This is a genomic window from Shinella yambaruensis, assembly GCF_050859155.1.
In the GTDB taxonomy this organism is placed as follows: domain Bacteria; phylum Pseudomonadota; class Alphaproteobacteria; order Rhizobiales; family Rhizobiaceae; genus Shinella; species Shinella yambaruensis.
This window is the reverse complement of the sequence record NZ_CP150638.1, coordinates 2,471,661-2,488,829: the sequence shown is the minus strand read 5'-3', so window position 1 is coordinate 2,488,829 and position 17,169 is coordinate 2,471,661. Positions and strand designations below refer to the sequence as shown.

Sequence of the window (17,169 nt, the reverse complement as noted above, 5' to 3'; positions counted from 1 at the left end):
GAGGGGGGCGGCCCCTCATCCGGCCTGCCGGCCACCTTCTCCCCGCAAGCGGGGAGAAGGGACATTGCCGCAGGGTTTTCCTTCGATCATTGCAAAAGCGTCACCACCAGCTTCCTTCTCCCCGCTTGCGGGGAGAAGGTCGCGGCAGCGGGATGAGGGGCCACTCACACGCGCGTAACCGGCGGGTCTTCCGCCAAGAGCACGAACGCCTCCGGATCATAGGCCAGCCGGATCTCCGCGCCGACCGGCAGGTCGTCCGCGCCGAAATTGTTCGTCTCGACCAGCGAGAGCGGCTGTTCCAGACCGTCGACGCCGACCGTCAGATGCGTGACCTCGCCGAAATAGGCGCGGTTCTCGATGCGGCCGGCAAGCTCGTGCGGGGCGCGGTCGTCGTCCCACAGGAGCCGCAGCCGTTCCGGGCGGATGCCGACGGTGACGTGGCCGTTTGTGGCGGCAAAGCCCTGCGGCTTGTCGAGGTTGACCGCGCCGAAGCGCGCGGCGTCGACGGAGACGGCGTTGCCCTGTTCTCCCAGCACCTTCGCCTTCAGGAAATTCATGCCGCCGAGGAAATCGGCGACCTTGCGGGTGCGCGGGCGCTGGTAGATTTCCTTCGGGCTGGCGATCTGCGCGATGCGGCCGCCGAACATCACGGCGATGCGGTCGGAGAGCGCGAGCGCCTCGTACTGGTCGTGCGTGACGAGGATGAAGGTGATGCCGACGGCCTTCTGCAGCGTGCGCAACTCCACCTGCATCTCCTCGCGCAGCTTCTTGTCGAGGGCGGAGAGCGGTTCGTCGAGCAGCAGCACCTTCGGCCGCATGACGAGGGCGCGGGCGAGCGCCACGCGCTGGCGCTGGCCGCCGGAGAGCTCGTGCGCCTTGCGCTGGCCGAGGCCCGAAAGGCGCACCTGGTCGAGCGCGTCGCCCACCCGCTTCCTCTCGTCCTGCGCGGAAAGCCTCAGCCGTTTCAGGCCGTAGGCGACGTTTTCGGCGACGTCGAGATGGGGGAATATGGCGTAGTTCTGGAAGACCATGTTGGTCGGGCGCCGGTTCGGCGGCAGCGCGAGGGAGGGCACGCCGTCGATGAAGATCTCGCCCGCCGTCGGCGTCTCGAAGCCGGCGATGGAGCGCAAGAGCGTGGTCTTGCCGCAGCCGGACGGGCCGAGCAGCGAGAAGAACTCGCCTTCGCCGATGGTGAGCGAGACATCGTCGAGCGCCTTGTAGATGCCGTAGAACTTCGACACGTTGGCGATCTCGATCATCGGGCGGTTGGCCATGTCCGGCTCCTGTTTCTAAGGCAGCGTGAATGCCATCTGCGTGCGGCGCTCGGCCCGGCGGCGCAGGATCTCGGCAAGGGTGAGCATGAGGATGGAGGCGACGAGCATGACGGTGCCGAGCGCCAGCACGCCCGGCAGCTTCGCCGCGAATCGCAACTGCCCCCAGATATAGACCGGCAGCGTCGGCTCGGTGCCGGAAAGGAAGAAGGCGAGGATGAACTCGTCGAGTGAGATGGTGAAGGTGACGAGCAGGCTGGAGACGATGGCCGGCGCGACGACCGGCAGCGTGACGCGCCGGAACGTGCCGACCGCTGTCTCGCCGAGATCGTAGGAGGCTTCCTCCAGGCTGCGGTCGAAGCCCTCGAAGCCGGAAACCAGCACCGACATGGCATAGGGCACGCAGAACACCGTCTGGCCGAGGATGACCGTGATCAGCGACAGTTCGACGCCCATCGCGAGCACGATCATCAAGAGCGACACGGCGACGATGATCTCCGGCAGGAAGAGCGGCGCCATGATGAGGCCGGCCGCCGCCCTCTGGCCGCGGAAGCGGTAGCGCGTGATGGCGCGGGCGGCGCAGATGCCGAGCACGGTGGAGAGCAGCGAGACGGCGACGCCGACGACGAGGCTGTTCCAGGCCGCTTGCAGCATGACCGAATTGCCGGCGAGCGAGGCGTACCACTTGGTGGTGAAGCCGGCGAGGGGGAAGGTGGTCGTCGCCGCATCGTTGAAGGAGAAGACCGGCAGAAGCAGGATCGGCAGGTAGAGGAAGAGGAAATAGAGCGCGACATAGGCCGGCAGGAACGGAAGGACGCGCAGGCGCTGCGTGAGGAGGCTCATCTGATCCTCCTGACGGTGAACTTCAGTGCCAGCACGACGGCCGCCGCCGTCAGCGAAACGAGCACCATGGTCGTGACGGAGAGCGCGGCGCCGAGCGGCCAGTTGGCGGCCTTGCCGAACTGCGCCTGGATGGCGGTCGCGATCATCACGCCGTCCTTGCCGCCGACGAGGCGCGGCGTGACATAGTCGCCGACGGTCGGGATCATCACGATCAGGAAGGCGGAGATGATGCCGGGCAGCGAGAGCGGCAGGGTGATGCGCAGGAAGGCCTTCAGGCGGCTGTCGCCGAGATCGCGCGCCGCCTCGATCAGCGTGCGGTCGATCTTCTGCAGCGAGACGTAGATCGGCAGGATGGCGAAGGCCGCCCAGCTGTGCACCAGCGTGATGACGACGGCGTTGGAATTGTAGAGCAGCGAGGTCATCGGCTTGTCGATGAGGCCCATCGAGATGAGGCCGGTGTTCATGACGCCGCCATAGCCGAGGATGACCTTCCACGACATGACGCGCAGGAGGTAGCTCGTCCAGCAGGGCACGGTGACGAGGAAGAGCCAGAGGTTCTTGTGCACCCCGCCGTGGAAGGAGATGAACCAGGCGACCGGATAGGAGAAGACGACGGTGACGATGCTGACCGTCAGCGAGATCCACAATGAGCGGACGAAGAGGTCGCGGTAGATCGGCTCGGTGAGGGCCTGCCGGTAGTTCTCCAGCGTGAAGGTGCGGTCGATGTCGAGATAGTTTTGGGTCCAGAAGCTGTAGGCGACGACGATGAGGACCGGGAGGAAGAGCAGCGCCAGTGCATAGAGGAAGGTCGGCGAGATCAGGGCGAGGCCGCGGGCCTCCTCGCTGCGCATCCAGGCCTTGCGCCTCCCGGAGGAGGGCGTATCGGCAAGCGCGCCGAACGCCGCCGCCGTCATCGGCCGCAACTCCCGCCGCGACAACTCTCGTAGAGCGTGAGATTTCCTGTTCCCATGCGCCTGCGCCTTTTCGGCCTCTGCGTGCTCCTTCTCGGGCACGCTGCTGTTCCCTGGTGGACAGCATGCGCCGAAATCCCCGTTGAAATCAAGCCCTGTTTCTGCAATATTGATTGAACGAACATTCAATATGATTGGGAAAACCAAAATCTTTCATATCGTTGTTCCGAGATTCTTTCTGGCAAATAATCGATGGAGAGGGACATGGCGGCAATTCCGAAGACGGCGAACGAGGACCGGCGTGCCGACGAGGCGGCCGGCGACGAACTCACCCGGCTGGCCGAGCGCCATCTGGTGCAGCCCTGGCCGGTTTCCGGCTCCATCGGCGCGGAGGCGCGCGGGCGCATCGAGGCGGGCGAGGGCATCTATGTGACCGATGCCGCCGGCCGGCGCCTGATCGACGGGCCTGCCGGCATGTGGTGCGTCAATGCCGGCCATCGCAACAAGCAACTGGCCGACGTCATGGCCGCGCAGGCGATGGAGCTCTCCTACAATTCGCCCTGGTACACGACCAACGCGCCGTCCGCCGTGCTCTCCGCCCGCCTTGCCGGCCATGCGCCCGACGGGATCGACCATGTCTTCTACACGACCGGCGGCTCGTCGGCGGTCGAGACGGCGCTGCGCTTCATGCAGTTCGCCAACAATGTGAAGGGCCGGCCGGAGAAGAAGCTGATCGTCTCGCGCCAGGGCGGCTATCACGGCTCGACGTACCTCTCCGCCTCGCTCAACGGCCGGCCGCGCGACCATGACTGGATGGACAGCGCCGGCGATCTCGTCGTCAAGCTCTCCTGCCCCGATCCGTTCCGCCGGCCGGAGGGCATGAGCGTCGAGGCCTTCTGCGATTTCCTCGTCGAGGAGTTCCGCGCGGTGATCGAGGAGAGGGGGGCGGAACATATCGGCGCCTTCATCGCCGAGCCGGTCATGGCCTCCGGCGGTGTCATCGTGCCGCCCGCCGGTTACCTGAAGCGCATGCACGCGCTCTGCCGCGCCAACGACATCCTCTTCATCGCCGACGAGGTGGTGACCGCCTTCGGCCGTCTCGGCCATGTCTTCGCCTCGCAGGACGTCTTCGGCATCGACCCCGACATGATCACCTTCGCCAAGGGCGTGACGTCGGGCTATTTCCCGCTCGGCGGGGTGATGATCGCCGGGCGCCTCTTCGAGGAACTGCGCCGCTCGAACCATTCGGAGGCGATGTTCGCGCATGGGCTGACCTATTCCAGCCATCCGGTCGGCTGCGCGGTGGCGCTGAAGAACCTCGACATCCTGGAGGACGGCCTGCTCGACCATGCGCGCGCCGTTACCGATCATTTCCAGGCGAGCCTGAAGGCGCTGGAGGACCTGCCGCTGGTCGGCGAGGTGCGCGGCCTCGGGCTGATGGCCTGCGTGGAATGCGTCGCCGACCGGGTCAGCAAGAACCCGCTGACGCTCGACCTGGAGGTCGGCAAGCGCATCGACCGGCATTGCCAGGAACTGGGCCTCCTGGTGCGTCCGCTCATCAACATGTGCGTGATGTCGCCGCCGCTCACCATCACTTCCGCCCAGATCGACGACATGGCGGCGATCCTGCGCAAGGGGATCGAACTGACGATGGACGACCTGGCGCGCGAAGGGCTCTGGAAGGGCTGAGGCTCTTCGCGTTGGGCCTGCGGTGTGATGTGGATCCTCGGGTCAAGCCCGAGGATGACGGTGGGGAGGAGGAGGCTCCCACCTGTCAAGCGGTGCGGCATGCGGCCATGTCGCTCTTGCCCGCCGTGCTTCTCTCCTATCGTCATCCTCGGGCTTGACCCGAGGACCCACGCGGCACCCACGGCCTATCGGAGAAGCCTAGCCTAGCCTTGCCGTAGCCCGGCATTGGCCTCCGCCATCGCCTTCTCCTCCGGCGCCTCCTTCAGCGTCACCACCGGCAGCACCTTGCGCAGATGGTCGTGATGGGTGCGCACGCCGTATTCGAGGTCGGAGAGGTAGAAGCCGGCGAAGGCGTTGGAGGTCATCGCCTCGTTCGACCAGACGGTGAGCTGCACGTCCTCGGCCTGGGTGTCGCGGTCGATGCGCAAGGCGAGGTAACGGGCGAGGCGATGGGCGCGCTCCTCCTCTCGGTAACGGTAGATGCCGCCGCGCAGCAGCGTCCGGCCGACGCCGAGCGGGAATTCCTGGTAGAACTGCACGGTCTCCGGTGTGACGGCGATGACGGCATTGGGGAAGAGGCCGAAATAGATCCAGGCCTTGCGCAGCCGCTCGGGCAGCGCCCGGTTCTCCGGCGAGATCTTCACATAGTTGCGCACGCTCCAGCGCCGGCCGGCGTGCGGGTTGTAGGTGGCGAAGGAGCGGCAGAGGCCGTCGACGAAGGGCTCGTCGTAGTAGGTCGAGCCGTAGAGGTCCTGCAGGGCGGGATGGGCCATGGCGACGTGGTAGCCCTCGTTGTCGACGTCGCGCACGGACTTCCAGTTGACGGGCGTCTCCTGGGTCCAGATGTCGCCCGCCGGGATCATCTCCTCGGTGCGGTAGTGCGCCAGCTCCGCCTCGAAGGGCTTCATCAGCTCGGCGACGGAAGGCTGCGGGCCGGGCGCGAAGCGAATGAAGACGAAGCCCTGCCAGACCTCGCATTCCAGCCCCTTCAGCGCGAATTCGTTCTTGTCGAGCGGCGGGAAGCTGCGGGGGCGCGCGGCGCCGCGCAGCGTGCCGTCGAGATTGTAGACCCAGCCGTGGAAGGGACAGACCAGCGCGTTGCGGCAGCTGCCCTTCTCGTCGGCGACGAGGCGCGAGCCGCGATGGCGGCAGATGTTGTGGAAGGCGCGCACCGCGCCGTCCTGCCCGCGCAGGATCAGCGCGCGCTCGCCGACGACGTCCATGGCGAGGTAGTTGCCGGGTTCGGGAATGTCGGAGACGTGGCAGGCGATCTGCCAGTGCTCGCGGAAGACATGCTGCTTCTCCAGTTCGAGGAGGGCGGGGCTGTGATAACACCAGCCGGGAAGTCCGCTCCTGTCCCAGTCGTTCGGAACGCTGATATCGCGGATCATCTCGTTCATGTCGCTCCCCTGTATTTTGCTGAACGTTCATTCAATATAAGCACGATTTCCGTTCAAAAGGAATAGGTTGCGAACGCTGTGTGTTTTCGTAACGGCAAAATCCCGGCCGCGAGGCGGCCGGGGCAGGGCGGATTCTGCGCGGAAAACCGCGCCGGTGCCGGTGTTTAACGGCAGACCTTCACGCGCTTGTAGACGACGTGTCCCCACTTGTTGTAGCGCTTGACCTTCTTCCAGAAGCAATGGCGGTGATGGCCATGGTAGTGGCTGACATAGCCGTGGTGATGGCCGCCCCAGCCATGGCCGAAGCCGATGTAGAAGCCGCCGGCCTGCGAGGGGGCGGCGAAGGACACCGCTGCGACGGTCGCAACAACGGCGGACATGATGAACTTGCGCATTTCAGTCTCCTCTCTACCAGTCAATGGACGAACCATTCATCCAGTAGGGTGACTGTCGCATGGGGGACCGGGCGGCGCTGTTTCGGGTGGAACAGGGCTCAGCGGTCGAGTTCCGGGTAGAAGCGCTCCATGTAGCTGGGCCTCAGCTTTTCGCCGATCAGGCAATCTGCCGGTTCTCCGGCAGCCGGAATGATGCGGGCGGGCGGCTCGACGCCGCTGACTTCGAGGATCAGCTTGCGGCGGATGGCGATGGCGAAATCCTCCGGCTCCTGCACCGGCAGCACGAAGGCGCCGGGGCCGCCGATGACGCAGTTGGCATAGTAGTTGTCGAGCGAGCCGTAGGCGGCGGAGGGGCGGATCATGATGGCAAGACCGTTGATGATGATGCCGAGCGCGGTCGCCGCGTCGCGCGCCGGCGTCACCGGCGGTCCGAAATTGTTCGGGCCGTCGCCGGAAACATCGATGACGCGGCGCAGGCCGGTATAGCCGTTGGCATCGAAGAGTTGCGCGCCATAGGCGATGGCGCCGGAGATCGACGTGCCGCGGCGCGTGGCGATCGGGCGGGCTTCGAGCTGGGCGGCGAAGGCGTCGGCGTCCTCCGGGCCGGAGATGATCTGCCAGGGCACCAGGGAATTGTCGCGGATCGTGCCGGCCCATTCGAAATAGCTGATGGCGATGCGGCCGGTCAGCCCGTCGCGCACGGCATTGATGAAGTCGGGGTGGCGCAGGGCATCGACGTAGCCGGCGCGCTGCACCTGCGCCTCCTCGAGGTCCATGGAGCCGGAGACGTCGACCGCCAGCACCAACTCCACATCCACCTCCTGGTCCGCGGCGGCGAGTTCCGCGCCGGGCATCAGGCTCATCAGCAAGGCAAGCGTTGTCAGCATGGCCGTCACCTATCCGTGCATCCGGGGTTTGGAAATGTATCACGACCGGCGGAGGGAAAGGGCATGCGCTCTTCAAAAATCGGTGATGACAAACGAATAGCCGCCGGGCTGCAACCGTCTTCCGCTGGTTCCCGCCGCATGCGGGCGGAATGCAGGCATGCCGGGGCTGAGAAAGCGGATCGACATGGTTTTCAAGGATATTCTTGCCGCTCTGCGCACCAGGATGCTCGGTCGGGCGAGCGCCGCGCCGCAGGAACTGCTGTCCCCGGAAGAGCGGCTGGTGCGCGACTACGACCTCTATCTCGTCGATCTCCACGACGAGATACCGGCCTTCGTGCCGCAGCGCGACGCCATGCGCGCCGCCTGGCGCAACGGCGATTTCGAGGCCTACCAGCGGGCCTTCGAGGCGGCGCGGGCGAGCGGTGTCATCACGGAAAGCGGCCGGCCGCTCTATTCGCTGGTCAAGGAATGGTTCGTCGAACCGTTCCTGGAGCTGCCGGACGACGAGGCGCCGGCGCATGTCGCCATGCTGGAGCCTTTCCGGGCCTTCTTCCAACGCAGCCCGTCGGCCTTTTCCGCCGCGACCTATGCCGATGCGCTGCGCGTGGCGGCCTTCGTGCAGCGCGGCACCGCCTATGGGCACCTCGTCCAGGCGGAGCAGCGGCAGAGCTGCGAGGCGCTGCTGGAGACAGCGGACGCCGTGCTCGATAGCCAGGCCGACCCGGACAATTTCAGCTGGCGGATGAGCGACTACCGCCGCTCGGCCAATGACGGCGATTTCGAGACATTCACGGTGCGCTTCGAACAGGCTTGGCAGCTCGATCGCTACAATATCGATCTCTGTCGATCGCATGCCCGCATGATCATGCCGCGCTGGCTGGGGCGCGATGCGCAGGACCTCGAGGATTTTGCCCGCCGGGCGGCGGCGCTGACGCAGGATCGTTTCGGCCTCGGCTTCTACGCGCTGATCCAGCAGGCCAACACCGATGTCGGCGACCACGCGCTTGCCGATACGCTCTGCGATCCTGACATGGCGAAACAGGGCTTCGAGGACCTCCTGTCGCGCTTTCCCGCGCCGAGCGTGATGAACCTCTATGCCGACATGCTGGAATGGATGGGCGACACCGAGGCGCTGGCCGATCTGCTCCAAACCCGCTTCCGCGTGATGGTGCCGCAGATCTGGTACGGCGATACGCGCAGCGACAAGATCGCCTATCTCTTCGCCACGCTGCTGGAGGCGGCCGAGGTGCTGGAGGCGCGGCGCGCCCGATAGGCTACAGCGCCGTCAGCTCCCGGATCGCCATGCGCTTGTAGGCCTCGACCAGCCTGTCGCCTTCCGCCCGGTCGACCGAGACGGCAAGGCGCATCGTCGCCTCGCCGAGATGCATGACGAGGAGGGCGGTCGCCTCGATCCGGGCGGCATCGGCCTTGGGGCGCAGCATCCGCAGCCGGGCGGCGAGCAGGGCACCGTTGCGGCGGCTCTCCTCCACCTCCATGGCCCGCAGCGCCCCGTCCGCCTGCACGGCGGACCAGATGTCGCGGATGACCGGCTCGGCGAGGAAGATCGCGTAATAGGTGTCGATCAGGCTGCCGAAGGCGTTGGCAAGCGCCTCCATGCTGCCGACGGCGGCAACGCCGTCTGCGATGCAGGCGCGGCTTTCCGCGTTGCAGCGTTCGGCAAGCGCGCGCACCACCGCGCTCTTGTCGGGAAAATACTGGTAGAGCGAGCCGATTGAGATGCCCGTGCGCTGGGCGAGCTCGCTCATGCGCAGGGCGTCGCTGCCCGCCTGCGCGATCATGTCCGTCGCATTGGCGAGGATGGCGTCCACCCGTTCGCGGCTGCGTTTCTGGGTCGGTGCACGGCGCGTCTGCGGTTCGGCCATCGGTCTTTCCGAGAGGAGGTTCGACTGGCCTTGACAAATACGAGGATTCCTCACATTTTGCAAATATGAGGATTACTCATATTTTCGGATGACGATGCCGTGCGCAGGCCCGGCCGATCGCCACGCGATTTTTTCGAGCGCGCCCGTGATGCGGACGAAACGGCTTCTGGAGGACCCGACCATGGCAAGCGCCTTTCCCATCCTGACCTTCCTTTCCATTCTCGCCGCGGCGCTGAATGCCGGGCTGTTCTTCATCTTCTCGGTCTGCATCATGGCGGCCTTCGCCCGCCTTTCGCCGGCCGAAGGGGCAGCGGCGATGAACGCCATCAATGCCGTCATCCAGAACCCCTGGTTCTTCTCGGCCTTCTTCGGCGGGGCGTTGCTGTCGCTGGTGCTGGCGGTCCTCGGCTTCCTGCAGGGCGGAGCCGGCGGCCTGCTGGCTGCGGCGGGTGGCGTCGTCTTCCTCCTCGCCGTCATCGGCGTGACGATCGTCTTCAACGTGCCGCTCAACGAGGCGCTCGCCGCCGCACCCGCCGGCAGCCCTGAACAGGCGGCCCTCTGGCAGCGCTATCTCGGCGTCTGGACGATGTGGAACCACGTGCGCACGGTCGGCTCGCTCGCCGCCGTCGGTTTCTTCGCGCTCGCCTTCCGTCAGGGCGTCCCGCCCGGCTAGGACCGGGCTGGCGCTCCTTCCTTCCGCCTGCTAGCTCTGTTCCAGACGAATGCCGGAGCCGACCTTGCAGGACATCACCGACCTTTCCGCCCTTGCCCTTTCCGTCGCCATCGCCGAGCGCCAGCTCGACTGCCGCAGCGTCATGGCGGCCTATCTTTCCCGCATCGAGGCGATCAACCCGCGCCTCAACGCCCTTATCAGCCTGCGCCCGGCCGATGTGCTGCTGGCCGAGGCCGAGGCGGCGGACCGGGCGCTCGCGGCGGGGGACCGTCACGGCTGGCTGCACGGCATGCCTTTCGCGGTGAAGGACCTTTCCGAGGCGAAGGGCATCCTCTGCTCCTTCGGTTCGGCCAACTATGCGGATTTCGTGCCCGACTACGACGACATCCATGTCGAGCGCATCCGGGCGGCCGGCGCCATCGTCATCGGCAAGACCAATGCGCCGGAAATGGGCCTCGGCTCGCACACCTACAATCCGGTCTTCGGCGTCACGCGCAATCCCTACGATACCGGCAGGAGTGCCGGCGGCTCCTCGGGCGGCGCGGCGGCGGGGCTGGCGGCCCGGCTGCTGCCGGTCGCCGACGGCAGCGACATGATGGGCTCGCTGCGCAATCCCGCCGGCTTCAACAATGTCGTCGGCTTCCGCCCGTCCTTCGGCCGGGTGCCCTCGCTCAACACCGAGCTCTTCCTCGGCCAACTCGCGGTCAACGGCCCGATGGGGCGCAGCGTTGCCGATGTCGCCGCCCTCCTGGCGACGCAATCCGGCCACGATCCGCGCGACCCGCTGTCGCTTCCCGACGAAGGCCTCGCGTTCGATGCCGACCACGATCTCTCCGGCGCCCGCATCGGCTGGCTCGGCGATTTCGGTGGCTACCTTCCCTTCGAGCCCGGCGTGCTGGAGCTTTGCGGCGCCTCGCTCGACGTCTTCCGGCGGCTTGGATGCCGCGTGGAGGAGGTGCCGCCGGGCTTCGACATGGCGCGGCTCTGGCAGACCTGGCGCACGCTGCGCCACTTTCTCGTCGCCAACGGCCAGGCGGCCGACTATGCCGATCCGGACCGGCGCGCGCGCATGAAGCCGGAGATGATCTGGGAAATCGAGAACGGCCGGAACCTCTCGGCGGCGGAGGTCTATGCCGCCTCGCTCGGCCGCAGCGACTGGCTGCGCCATGTCATGGGCCTGTTCGAGACCTACGATTTCCTGATCCTGCCCTCCGCCCAGGTCTTCCCCTTCGAAGCCGGGCTCGACTGGCCGAAGGCGATCGCGGGGCGGGCGATGGATACCTATCATCGCTGGATGGAGGTGGTCATCGGCCCGACGCTGGCCGGCCTTCCCGTCGCCGCCATGCCGGCCGGTTTCGGCGCGAACGGATTGCCCGCCGGCATCCAGATCATCGGCCGCCCGCGGGCCGACCGCGACGTGCTGGCCGCCGCCGCGCGCTACGAGGCGGCCACCGACTGGCTTTCCCGGCATCCCCAGTTCTAGGGATACGCGGACTTTCGACACGCCCGCGCCGCATTCTCGTGAAAGGCAGCTTTGCCGGATGTTGAGGACCGTCCGGCAGACTCCTTCAAAAACGCGAGGCGCCGTTTAGGAATTGCTTACCATATTTCGCCATTCTTTGCTCGTTCGGCAGAAGCCCGGGACGCGTGATCCCGTCGCCTGCCGCAAGCGTAACGGCTTCCGGAGCGTGTTTTCCGCGGCCGCGTCGAGTAACGAGTATCGGGTAACGAGTATCATGGCGTCTGTATACAGTTCCGCGCGTTCCGCGTCGAAATCCCGCCGGGGGGGTATCCTTCTCAGCACGTTCCTGGCTTGCGGCGTCATCGCCGGTTCCGCCTGGGCTGTCGTCTCGACGCTCGGCGCAATGCAGGACGCGGCTTCCCTGCTTTCCGAGGGCAAGAAGACAATCGCCGCTTCCCTTCACGGCAAACCCGGTTCAACGGAGAAGAACCACACCGAGCGCATGGTGAAGGTCGCGAAGTTTTCGCGGCTCTCGTCGCCGTCGGAAAGCGAGCTGCGCCAGAAGCAATTGACCGCGGAGGCCATCCAGGTCGCCCATCAGCGCCGGATTTCCATTCAGCTCGCCGCCGCCGTCAAGCGGGAGAAGGCGAAGGCGGCGATGATTGAGGCAGCCATCGCCCGCGCCGAGCGTTCCGTGGAAGACGAAAAGCGGATCACCGGCCAGCCGACCATGGTGACGGCGCTCGTCGAGGACGTTTCCGCCCGCAAGGACATCCAGCCCTTCGGCCTCGTCATGCAGAAGCCGGAGGCGGAGGAGGAAAACCTCCTCGGCCAGATCCCGCTGCCGGAGGCAAAGCCCGCGCTGGAGACGGTCACCATCGAAAAGCCGGCGGTGGAGGAAAAGCCCGTCGCGCGCACCAGGCGCGAGGATGCGAAGACCAGGGACAAGGAAGACGTCGCCCTCGTCAAGCCCGAGCGCTCGCTGTTCGGCGACCTCTTCAAGAGCAAGGGCGGCAGCGGCACCGGCTGGCCGGGCCGCGGCACGAAGGTCGCGATCTACGATGTGTCCAACGCGACGGTCTACATGCCCGACGGCACGAAGCTGCGTGCCCATTCCGGCATCGGCAAGATGCGCGACAATCCGCGTTATGAGCATGTCAAGATGAACGGGCCGACGCCGGCCGGCATCTATCGCCTGAAGATGCGCGAGCGGCGCTTCCACGGCGTCGAGGCGATCCGCATGACGTCGATCGATGGTCGCGATCCGAAGAACCGCACGGGTCTTCTGACGCACACCAACCTGCTGCGCGGCCAGAAGGGCTCGCATGGCTGCGTCGCCTTCCAGAACTACGAGCCGTTCCTCAACGCCTTCAAGCGCGGCCATGTGACCATGCTGGTCGTGGTGCCGGAACTGCCGTCCTCCCGCACGCAGCTCGCCGCGCTCTATCGCAAGGCCGGCGCCTGATTGCTCTCATGGGCGGCGGCGGTCTTTACCCCCCTCTGCCCTGCCGGGCATCTCCCCCTCAAGGGGGGGGAGATCGGCAAGAGGCGAAGACCTTGCGCAATCAGCAACGTCGTAATTTGGCGACACGGTCCTCCATCCAATCTCCCCCCTTGAGGGGGAGATGCCCGGCAGGGCAGAGGGGGGTGAGACCGGATACGATAATAATCAGATGCCGCCGATCAGGCCTTTTCGACAAAGCCGTCCAGCACGCGCTTCTGGCCCGCGCGGTCGAAATCGATCGTCAGCTTGTTGCCCTCGATCGCCGCCACGTTGCCGTTGCCGAACTTCATGTGGAAGACGCGGTCGCCGATCGCAAATTTCGACGGCTCGCTCACGGTCGATTTCGCCACGAGCTCGCCGTCGATGGTGCGTGCGCGCGGCCCGCTCTCGCCATAGCCGATGCGCTCGACCGCATGGCCGGAGCGTGAGCCCCAGTTGTCGCGCGTCGCATCGGTGCGGTTCGCCTGGGCACGCCGCCAGCCGGGCGTCGAATAGGCGTTCTGGAAAGGCTCCTGCTTGTCGAAGCGCGACTGGCCATAGCCGCCGCGGCCGTAGCCGCCATAGGATTGTTCGACTTCCGCCACCTCGACATGGGCTTCCGGCAGTTCGTCGAGGAAGCGCGAGGGCAGGGTCGTCTGCCAGAGGCCGTGGATGCGGCGGTTGGAGACGAACCAGATGTGGCAGCGGCGCTTGGCGCGCGTGATGCCGACATAGGCGAGGCGGCGTTCCTCCTCCAGCCCCGAGCGGCCGCCCTCGTCGAGCGAGCGCTGGTGCGGGAAGAGGCCTTCCTCCCAGCCGGGCAGGAAGACGGTCTCGAATTCGAGGCCCTTGGCCGAGTGCAGCGTCATGATCGAGACGGCGTCGAGGTTCTCGTTCTGCTCGGCATCCATGACGAGCGAGACATGTTCGAGGAAGCCGCGCATCGATTCGAAGGCCTCCATCGAGCGGATGAGTTCCTTGAGGTTTTCGAGGCGGCCCGGCGCCTCGGCCGACTTGTCGGCCTGCCACATGGCGGTGTAGCCGCTCTCGTCGAGGATCTGCTCGGCAAGCTCGGTGTGCGGCATGGTCTCCAGCAGCGACTGCCAGCGGCGGAAATCGGTGACGACGTCGAAGAGGGCCTTGCGCGCCTTCGGCTTCAGCTCGTCCGTCTCGATGATGTCGGCGGCGGCGGCGAGCATGGGGATGTCGCGGGCGCGTGCATAGTCGTGCAGGTTGCGGATCGTCGTGTCGCCGAGGCCGCGCTTCGGCGTGTTGACGATGCGCTCGAAGGCGAGGTCGTCGGCCGGCTGGCTGACCAGGCGGAAATAGGCGAGCGCGTCGCGGATCTCCAGCCGCTCGTAGAAGCGCGGGCCGCCGATGACGCGGTAGTTGAGGCCGAGCGTGACGAAACGGTCTTCGAATTCGCGCATCTGGAAGGAGGCGCGCACGAGGATCGCCATGTCGTTTAGCTTGTGCTCCTTGCGCTGGAGCTGCTCGATCTCCTCGCCGACGGCGCGGGCCTCTTCCTCCGAATCCCAGGCGGCGTGCACGACGACCTTGTCGTCGTCGGGATCGCGCCGGTCGGTGAAGAGCGTCTTGCCGAGGCGATCCTCGTTGTGGGCGATGAGATGGCCGGCGGCGCCGAGGATATGGGCGGTGGAGCGGTAGTTGCGCTCCAGCTTGATCACCTTCGCGCCCGGGAAATCCTTCTCGAAGCGCAGGATGTTGTCCACCTCCGCGCCGCGCCAGCCGTAGATCGACTGGTCGTCGTCGCCGACGCAGCACACGTTCTGCGGCGTGCCCTTCGGCCGCTGGGCGAGCAGGCGCAGCCACATGTACTGCGCGGTGTTGGTGTCCTGGTACTCGTCGACAAGGATGTAGCGGAATTTCTGGTGGTATTCGGCCAACACATCCGGATTGGCGCGGAACAGGCGGATCGGGTGCAGCAGGAGGTCGCCAAAGTCGCAGGCGTTCAGCGTCTTCAGGCGGTTCTGGTAGGCGACGTAGAGTTCGCGGCCCTTGCCGTTGGCGAAGGCACGCGCGTCGCCCTCGGGGATCTGCGCCGGATCGAGGCCCTTGTTCTTCCAGGTGTCGATCATGCCGGCGAACTGTTTTGCCGGCCAGCGCTTGTCGTCGATGCCTTCCGCCTGGATGATCTGCTTGATCAGCCGCACCACGTCGTCGGTGTCGAGGATCGAGAAATCCGACCTGAGGCCGACGAGTTCGGCATGGCGGCGCAGCAGCTTGACGCCGATCGAGTGGAAGGTGCCGAGCCAGGGCATGCCCTCGACGGCGCCGCCGACGAGGAGGCCGATGCGCTCCTTCATCTCGCGTGCCGCCTTGTTGGTGAAGGTCACGGCCAGCATCTGGCTGGGAAAGGCCCGGCCGGTGGCGAGGATATGGGCGATGCGGGTGGTGAGCACGCGCGTCTTGCCGGTGCCGGCGCCGGCGAGCACCAGCACGGGGCCGTCGAGCGTTTCCACGGCCTCGCGCTGCTCGGGGTTGAGGCCGGAGAGATAATCCGGCGCCCGGTGCGCATCGCGCGCCGCCATGGCGCGCGCGGCGATGCCGCCCGTCGGCTTGGCCGGTGCCGCGGGCTTGCCGGCGAGCTGCGGGTCCTCGTCGAAGAAGGGAATGTCGTCGTAACCGCTGATCATGCGGCTCAATGTAGTGATTCGGTCCCGAAAGGCCAGTTTTCCGTTCTGCTTTTATTCCGCGGGGAAGAAGATTGGCCGGAAGATTGTGGAAAGCGGCGGCTGTCAGGGCTTTCGGCGGTCGGCGTCGAAGACGTCGTCCACGGGCACCTGCAGGGCGGTGGCGAGCTGGTTCGTCTTGCCGGCGAGCGAGACGATGGACAGCAGTTCGGCATATTGCCCGTCCGTCATGCCCTTGGCTTTCGCGGCGGCGGTGTGGGAATGGACGCAGTAGCTGCAGCCGTTCGTCACCGAGACGGCGATGTAGAGCATTTCCTTGACCAGCGGATCGAGCGTCGAGGGCGTCGCCATGACGGCCTTCACCTCCGCCCAGGTGCGCTCCAGCAGCGCCGGGTCGAAGGCGAGGTAGCGCCACATATTGTTGACGAAGTCCGATTTGCGGGTGGCGCGGATATCGTCGAACACCGCCTTGACGCGCGGGTCGGCTTCCAGATCGTCGGCGGGCTTGACGGTGCTCATGGTTCCTCCGGGGGAATTGGCCGGCGGCGGAACCGCCGGCCGGATGGGGATCAGGCCAGCGCGATGACGCGGGTCGGGCCGCCCGTGCCGCCGCGCACCTTGGGCGCGCCGACGATGAGGGTCGCGCCCCTGGCCGGAAGCTCTCCCAGATTGGCGGCCGCCTCAAGCCCCCAGTGGCCCGAGGCGAGCCAGGAATAGTGCGTCGCGAAATCCGGCGAGATGCCGTAGTCGAGCGAGAGCGTATCGACGGCGATGCCGACCGCGCTCGAATTTTCCGCGAGATACTGCACCGCTTCGACATGGAAGCCGGGGAAGTGCATCTTGCCCTCGCCATCGGCATTGCGGAACTTGTCGGTGCCGAGATGCTTGTCCCAGCCGGAAAGCAGCGCGACGCAGGCCTTTTCCGGCAGCTCGCCATTGGCCGCGATCCAGGCCTTGATGTCGTCCGGCGTCAGCTGCGCATCGGCATTGGCGGCGGCCTTCTCCCGGATGTCGATGATGGCGAGTGGCACCACGAGATCGGAGACCGGGATCTCCGCCACCGACTTGCCGTCCTCGGAAAAATGCAGCGGCGCGTCGAGATGGGTGCCGGTATGCTCGTTCACGCGCAGTTCGAAGAGATTGAACTTGTGTTCCTTGTAATTGAACTTCTGCTCGCGCCAGAACTGCTGCTCCCCGAAAAAGGTCGGAAATTCCTCGTAGAGCTCATGGGTGAGGTCCGTTGCCTTCGTCGGCGCCTGGGCGAGCGCCGGGCTGAGCGCCCCGGAGCTTGCGGCCGCGACCGTGGCAGCGCCCGCGGCGGCAGCGCGGAAAAAGCTCCTCCTCGAAAGCATGCGGTTCTTGACGGTATCGATGACACAGGCGTCACACATGGAATTCCCCCTGTCGTTCAATGCGTTGATGAAAGAATACTGAAATAGGGCTTGGCCGCCGGGGCCGGGAAAAAGCTACCACAAGCGCAGGAGGCGTCCAGTCATGTGCGTGCTCGCGGAAGGGGCGGGACGGGAAGATTTCTCCGCCTTTTCTTACATTTCGGTAACAGAGCAGCCTGCCAATCTTACATTTCGGTAATGATCACATTCTTTCATTGCCCGTTCAT

The 17,169-nt window shown here is 66.1% G+C and carries 15 protein-coding genes; 5 read left to right on the top strand and 10 right to left on the bottom strand.

Translation table 11 applies throughout. From position 1 onward, the window contains the following. Window positions 1–164 precede the first annotated feature (164 nt). The 3 genes from WMC41_RS12325 to WMC41_RS12315 are packed head-to-tail and all read right to left on the bottom strand — an operon-like array spanning window position 165 to window position 3,028. Entirely contained in the window at window positions 165–1,259 is a 1,095-nt protein-coding gene (locus WMC41_RS12325) for an ABC transporter ATP-binding protein (protein WP_432348328.1), read from the bottom strand. Between the two features lie 30 nt (window positions 1,260–1,289). Further along, window positions 1,290–2,114: an ABC transporter permease gene (locus WMC41_RS12320; protein ID WP_432343517.1), complete on the bottom strand. Its 825-nt coding sequence runs from the start codon at window positions 2,112–2,114 to the stop codon at window positions 1,290–1,292. Next, window positions 2,111–3,028, bottom strand: coding sequence for an ABC transporter permease (locus tag WMC41_RS12315; RefSeq protein WP_432343514.1), 918 nt, complete (start codon window positions 3,026–3,028; stop codon window positions 2,111–2,113). Before WMC41_RS12315 ends, WMC41_RS12320 begins: the two co-directional genes overlap by 4 nt. Before the next feature lie 261 nt (window positions 3,029–3,289). Here WMC41_RS12315 and WMC41_RS12310 point away from each other — a divergent pair, with 261 nt between their 5' ends. Then, window positions 3,290–4,714 carry an aminotransferase gene (locus WMC41_RS12310; protein WP_432343511.1) on the top strand — a complete coding sequence of 475 codons (1,425 nt, stop codon included), beginning with the start codon at window positions 3,290–3,292 and terminating at the stop codon, window positions 4,712–4,714. 203 nt (window positions 4,715–4,917) lie between these two features. Here WMC41_RS12310 and WMC41_RS12305 read toward each other — a convergent pair whose 3' ends face one another. The 3 genes from WMC41_RS12305 to WMC41_RS12295 form a co-directional block, all read right to left on the bottom strand. Beyond that, a complete protein-coding gene (locus WMC41_RS12305) occupies window positions 4,918–6,114 on the bottom strand; it encodes an aromatic ring-hydroxylating oxygenase subunit alpha (RefSeq protein ID WP_432343508.1) in 1,197 nt (398 codons plus the stop codon). 164 nt (window positions 6,115–6,278) lie between these two features. Further along, window positions 6,279–6,509: a hypothetical protein gene (locus WMC41_RS12300; protein ID WP_432343506.1), complete on the bottom strand. Its 231-nt coding sequence runs from the start codon at window positions 6,507–6,509 to the stop codon at window positions 6,279–6,281. A 98-nt stretch (window positions 6,510–6,607) separates the two neighbouring features. Continuing rightward, window positions 6,608–7,396 carry a DUF1194 domain-containing protein gene (locus WMC41_RS12295; protein ID WP_432343504.1) on the bottom strand — a complete coding sequence of 263 codons (789 nt, stop codon included), beginning with the start codon at window positions 7,394–7,396 and terminating at the stop codon, window positions 6,608–6,610. Window positions 7,397–7,553: 157 nt separating this feature from the next. Between WMC41_RS12295 and WMC41_RS12290 the strand changes: the two genes are divergently transcribed. Continuing rightward, a complete protein-coding gene (locus tag WMC41_RS12290) occupies window positions 7,554–8,669 on the top strand; it encodes a hypothetical protein (protein WP_432343501.1) in 1,116 nt (371 codons plus the stop codon). Between the two features lies 1 nt (window position 8,670). On the opposite strand, the gene WMC41_RS12285 is transcribed toward WMC41_RS12290, so the two are convergent. Continuing rightward, a complete protein-coding gene (locus WMC41_RS12285; protein ID WP_432343499.1) occupies window positions 8,671–9,279 on the bottom strand; it encodes a TetR family transcriptional regulator in 609 nt (202 codons plus the stop codon). 181 nt (window positions 9,280–9,460) lie between these two features. On the opposite strand from WMC41_RS12285, the gene WMC41_RS12280 reads away from it, so the two are divergent. The 3 genes from WMC41_RS12280 to WMC41_RS12270 all read left to right on the top strand — a co-directional run bounded on the left by WMC41_RS12280 (window position 9,461) and on the right by WMC41_RS12270 (window position 12,879). Next, on the top strand, window positions 9,461–9,952 hold the full coding sequence (locus WMC41_RS12280) for a DUF1772 domain-containing protein (RefSeq protein WP_272807480.1): 492 nt from the start codon (window positions 9,461–9,463) through the stop codon (window positions 9,950–9,952). Window positions 9,953–10,016: 64 nt separating this feature from the next. Further along, on the top strand, window positions 10,017–11,435 hold the full coding sequence (locus WMC41_RS12275) for an amidase (RefSeq protein ID WP_432343496.1): 1,419 nt from the start codon (window positions 10,017–10,019) through the stop codon (window positions 11,433–11,435). A 253-nt stretch (window positions 11,436–11,688) separates the two neighbouring features. Then, a complete protein-coding gene (locus WMC41_RS12270) occupies window positions 11,689–12,879 on the top strand; it encodes a DUF2778 domain-containing protein (protein ID WP_432343493.1) in 1,191 nt (396 codons plus the stop codon). 218 nt (window positions 12,880–13,097) lie between these two features. Here WMC41_RS12270 and WMC41_RS12265 read toward each other — a convergent pair whose 3' ends face one another. From WMC41_RS12265 to WMC41_RS12255, 3 genes are all read right to left on the bottom strand, one after another. Then, on the bottom strand, window positions 13,098–15,554 hold the full coding sequence (locus WMC41_RS12265) for an ATP-dependent helicase (protein ID WP_432343491.1): 2,457 nt from the start codon (window positions 15,552–15,554) through the stop codon (window positions 13,098–13,100). A gap of 102 nt (window positions 15,555–15,656) precedes the next feature. Beyond that, complete coding sequence (locus WMC41_RS12260; protein ID WP_432343489.1) at window positions 15,657–16,070, bottom strand: carboxymuconolactone decarboxylase family protein; 414 nt, start codon at window positions 16,068–16,070, stop codon at window positions 15,657–15,659. A 50-nt stretch (window positions 16,071–16,120) separates the two neighbouring features. Next, the gene (locus tag WMC41_RS12255; protein ID WP_432343488.1) at window positions 16,121–16,942 is read right to left on the bottom strand and encodes a cyclase family protein; all 822 of its coding nucleotides are present in this window, start codon (window positions 16,940–16,942) and stop codon (window positions 16,121–16,123) included. Window positions 16,943–17,169: the final 227 nt, after the last annotated feature.

Coding starts and splice junctions, on each gene's coding strand:
- WMC41_RS12315 (WP_432343514.1), bottom strand. CDS start 3,028: ATGACGGCGGCGGCGTTCGGCGCGCTTGCCGATACGCCCTCCTCCGGG.
- WMC41_RS12270 (WP_432343493.1), top strand. CDS start 11,689: ATGGCGTCTGTATACAGTTCCGCGCGTTCCGCGTCGAAATCCCGCCGG.
- WMC41_RS12265 (WP_432343491.1), bottom strand. CDS start 15,554: ATGATCAGCGGTTACGACGACATTCCCTTCTTCGACGAGGACCCGCAG.
- WMC41_RS12260 (WP_432343489.1), bottom strand. CDS start 16,070: ATGAGCACCGTCAAGCCCGCCGACGATCTGGAAGCCGACCCGCGCGTC.
- WMC41_RS12310 (WP_432343511.1), top strand. CDS start 3,290: ATGGCGGCAATTCCGAAGACGGCGAACGAGGACCGGCGTGCCGACGAG.
- WMC41_RS12320 (WP_432343517.1), bottom strand. CDS start 2,114: ATGAGCCTCCTCACGCAGCGCCTGCGCGTCCTTCCGTTCCTGCCGGCC.
- WMC41_RS12305 (WP_432343508.1), bottom strand. CDS start 6,114: ATGAACGAGATGATCCGCGATATCAGCGTTCCGAACGACTGGGACAGG.
- WMC41_RS12295 (WP_432343504.1), bottom strand. CDS start 7,396: ATGCTGACAACGCTTGCCTTGCTGATGAGCCTGATGCCCGGCGCGGAA.
- WMC41_RS12255 (WP_432343488.1), bottom strand. CDS start 16,942: ATGTGTGACGCCTGTGTCATCGATACCGTCAAGAACCGCATGCTTTCG.
- WMC41_RS12285 (WP_432343499.1), bottom strand. CDS start 9,279: ATGGCCGAACCGCAGACGCGCCGTGCACCGACCCAGAAACGCAGCCGC.
- WMC41_RS12290 (WP_432343501.1), top strand. CDS start 7,554: ATGCCGGGGCTGAGAAAGCGGATCGACATGGTTTTCAAGGATATTCTT.
- WMC41_RS12280 (WP_272807480.1), top strand. CDS start 9,461: ATGGCAAGCGCCTTTCCCATCCTGACCTTCCTTTCCATTCTCGCCGCG.
- WMC41_RS12325 (WP_432348328.1), bottom strand. CDS start 1,259: ATGATCGAGATCGCCAACGTGTCGAAGTTCTACGGCATCTACAAGGCG.
- WMC41_RS12300 (WP_432343506.1), bottom strand. CDS start 6,509: ATGCGCAAGTTCATCATGTCCGCCGTTGTTGCGACCGTCGCAGCGGTG.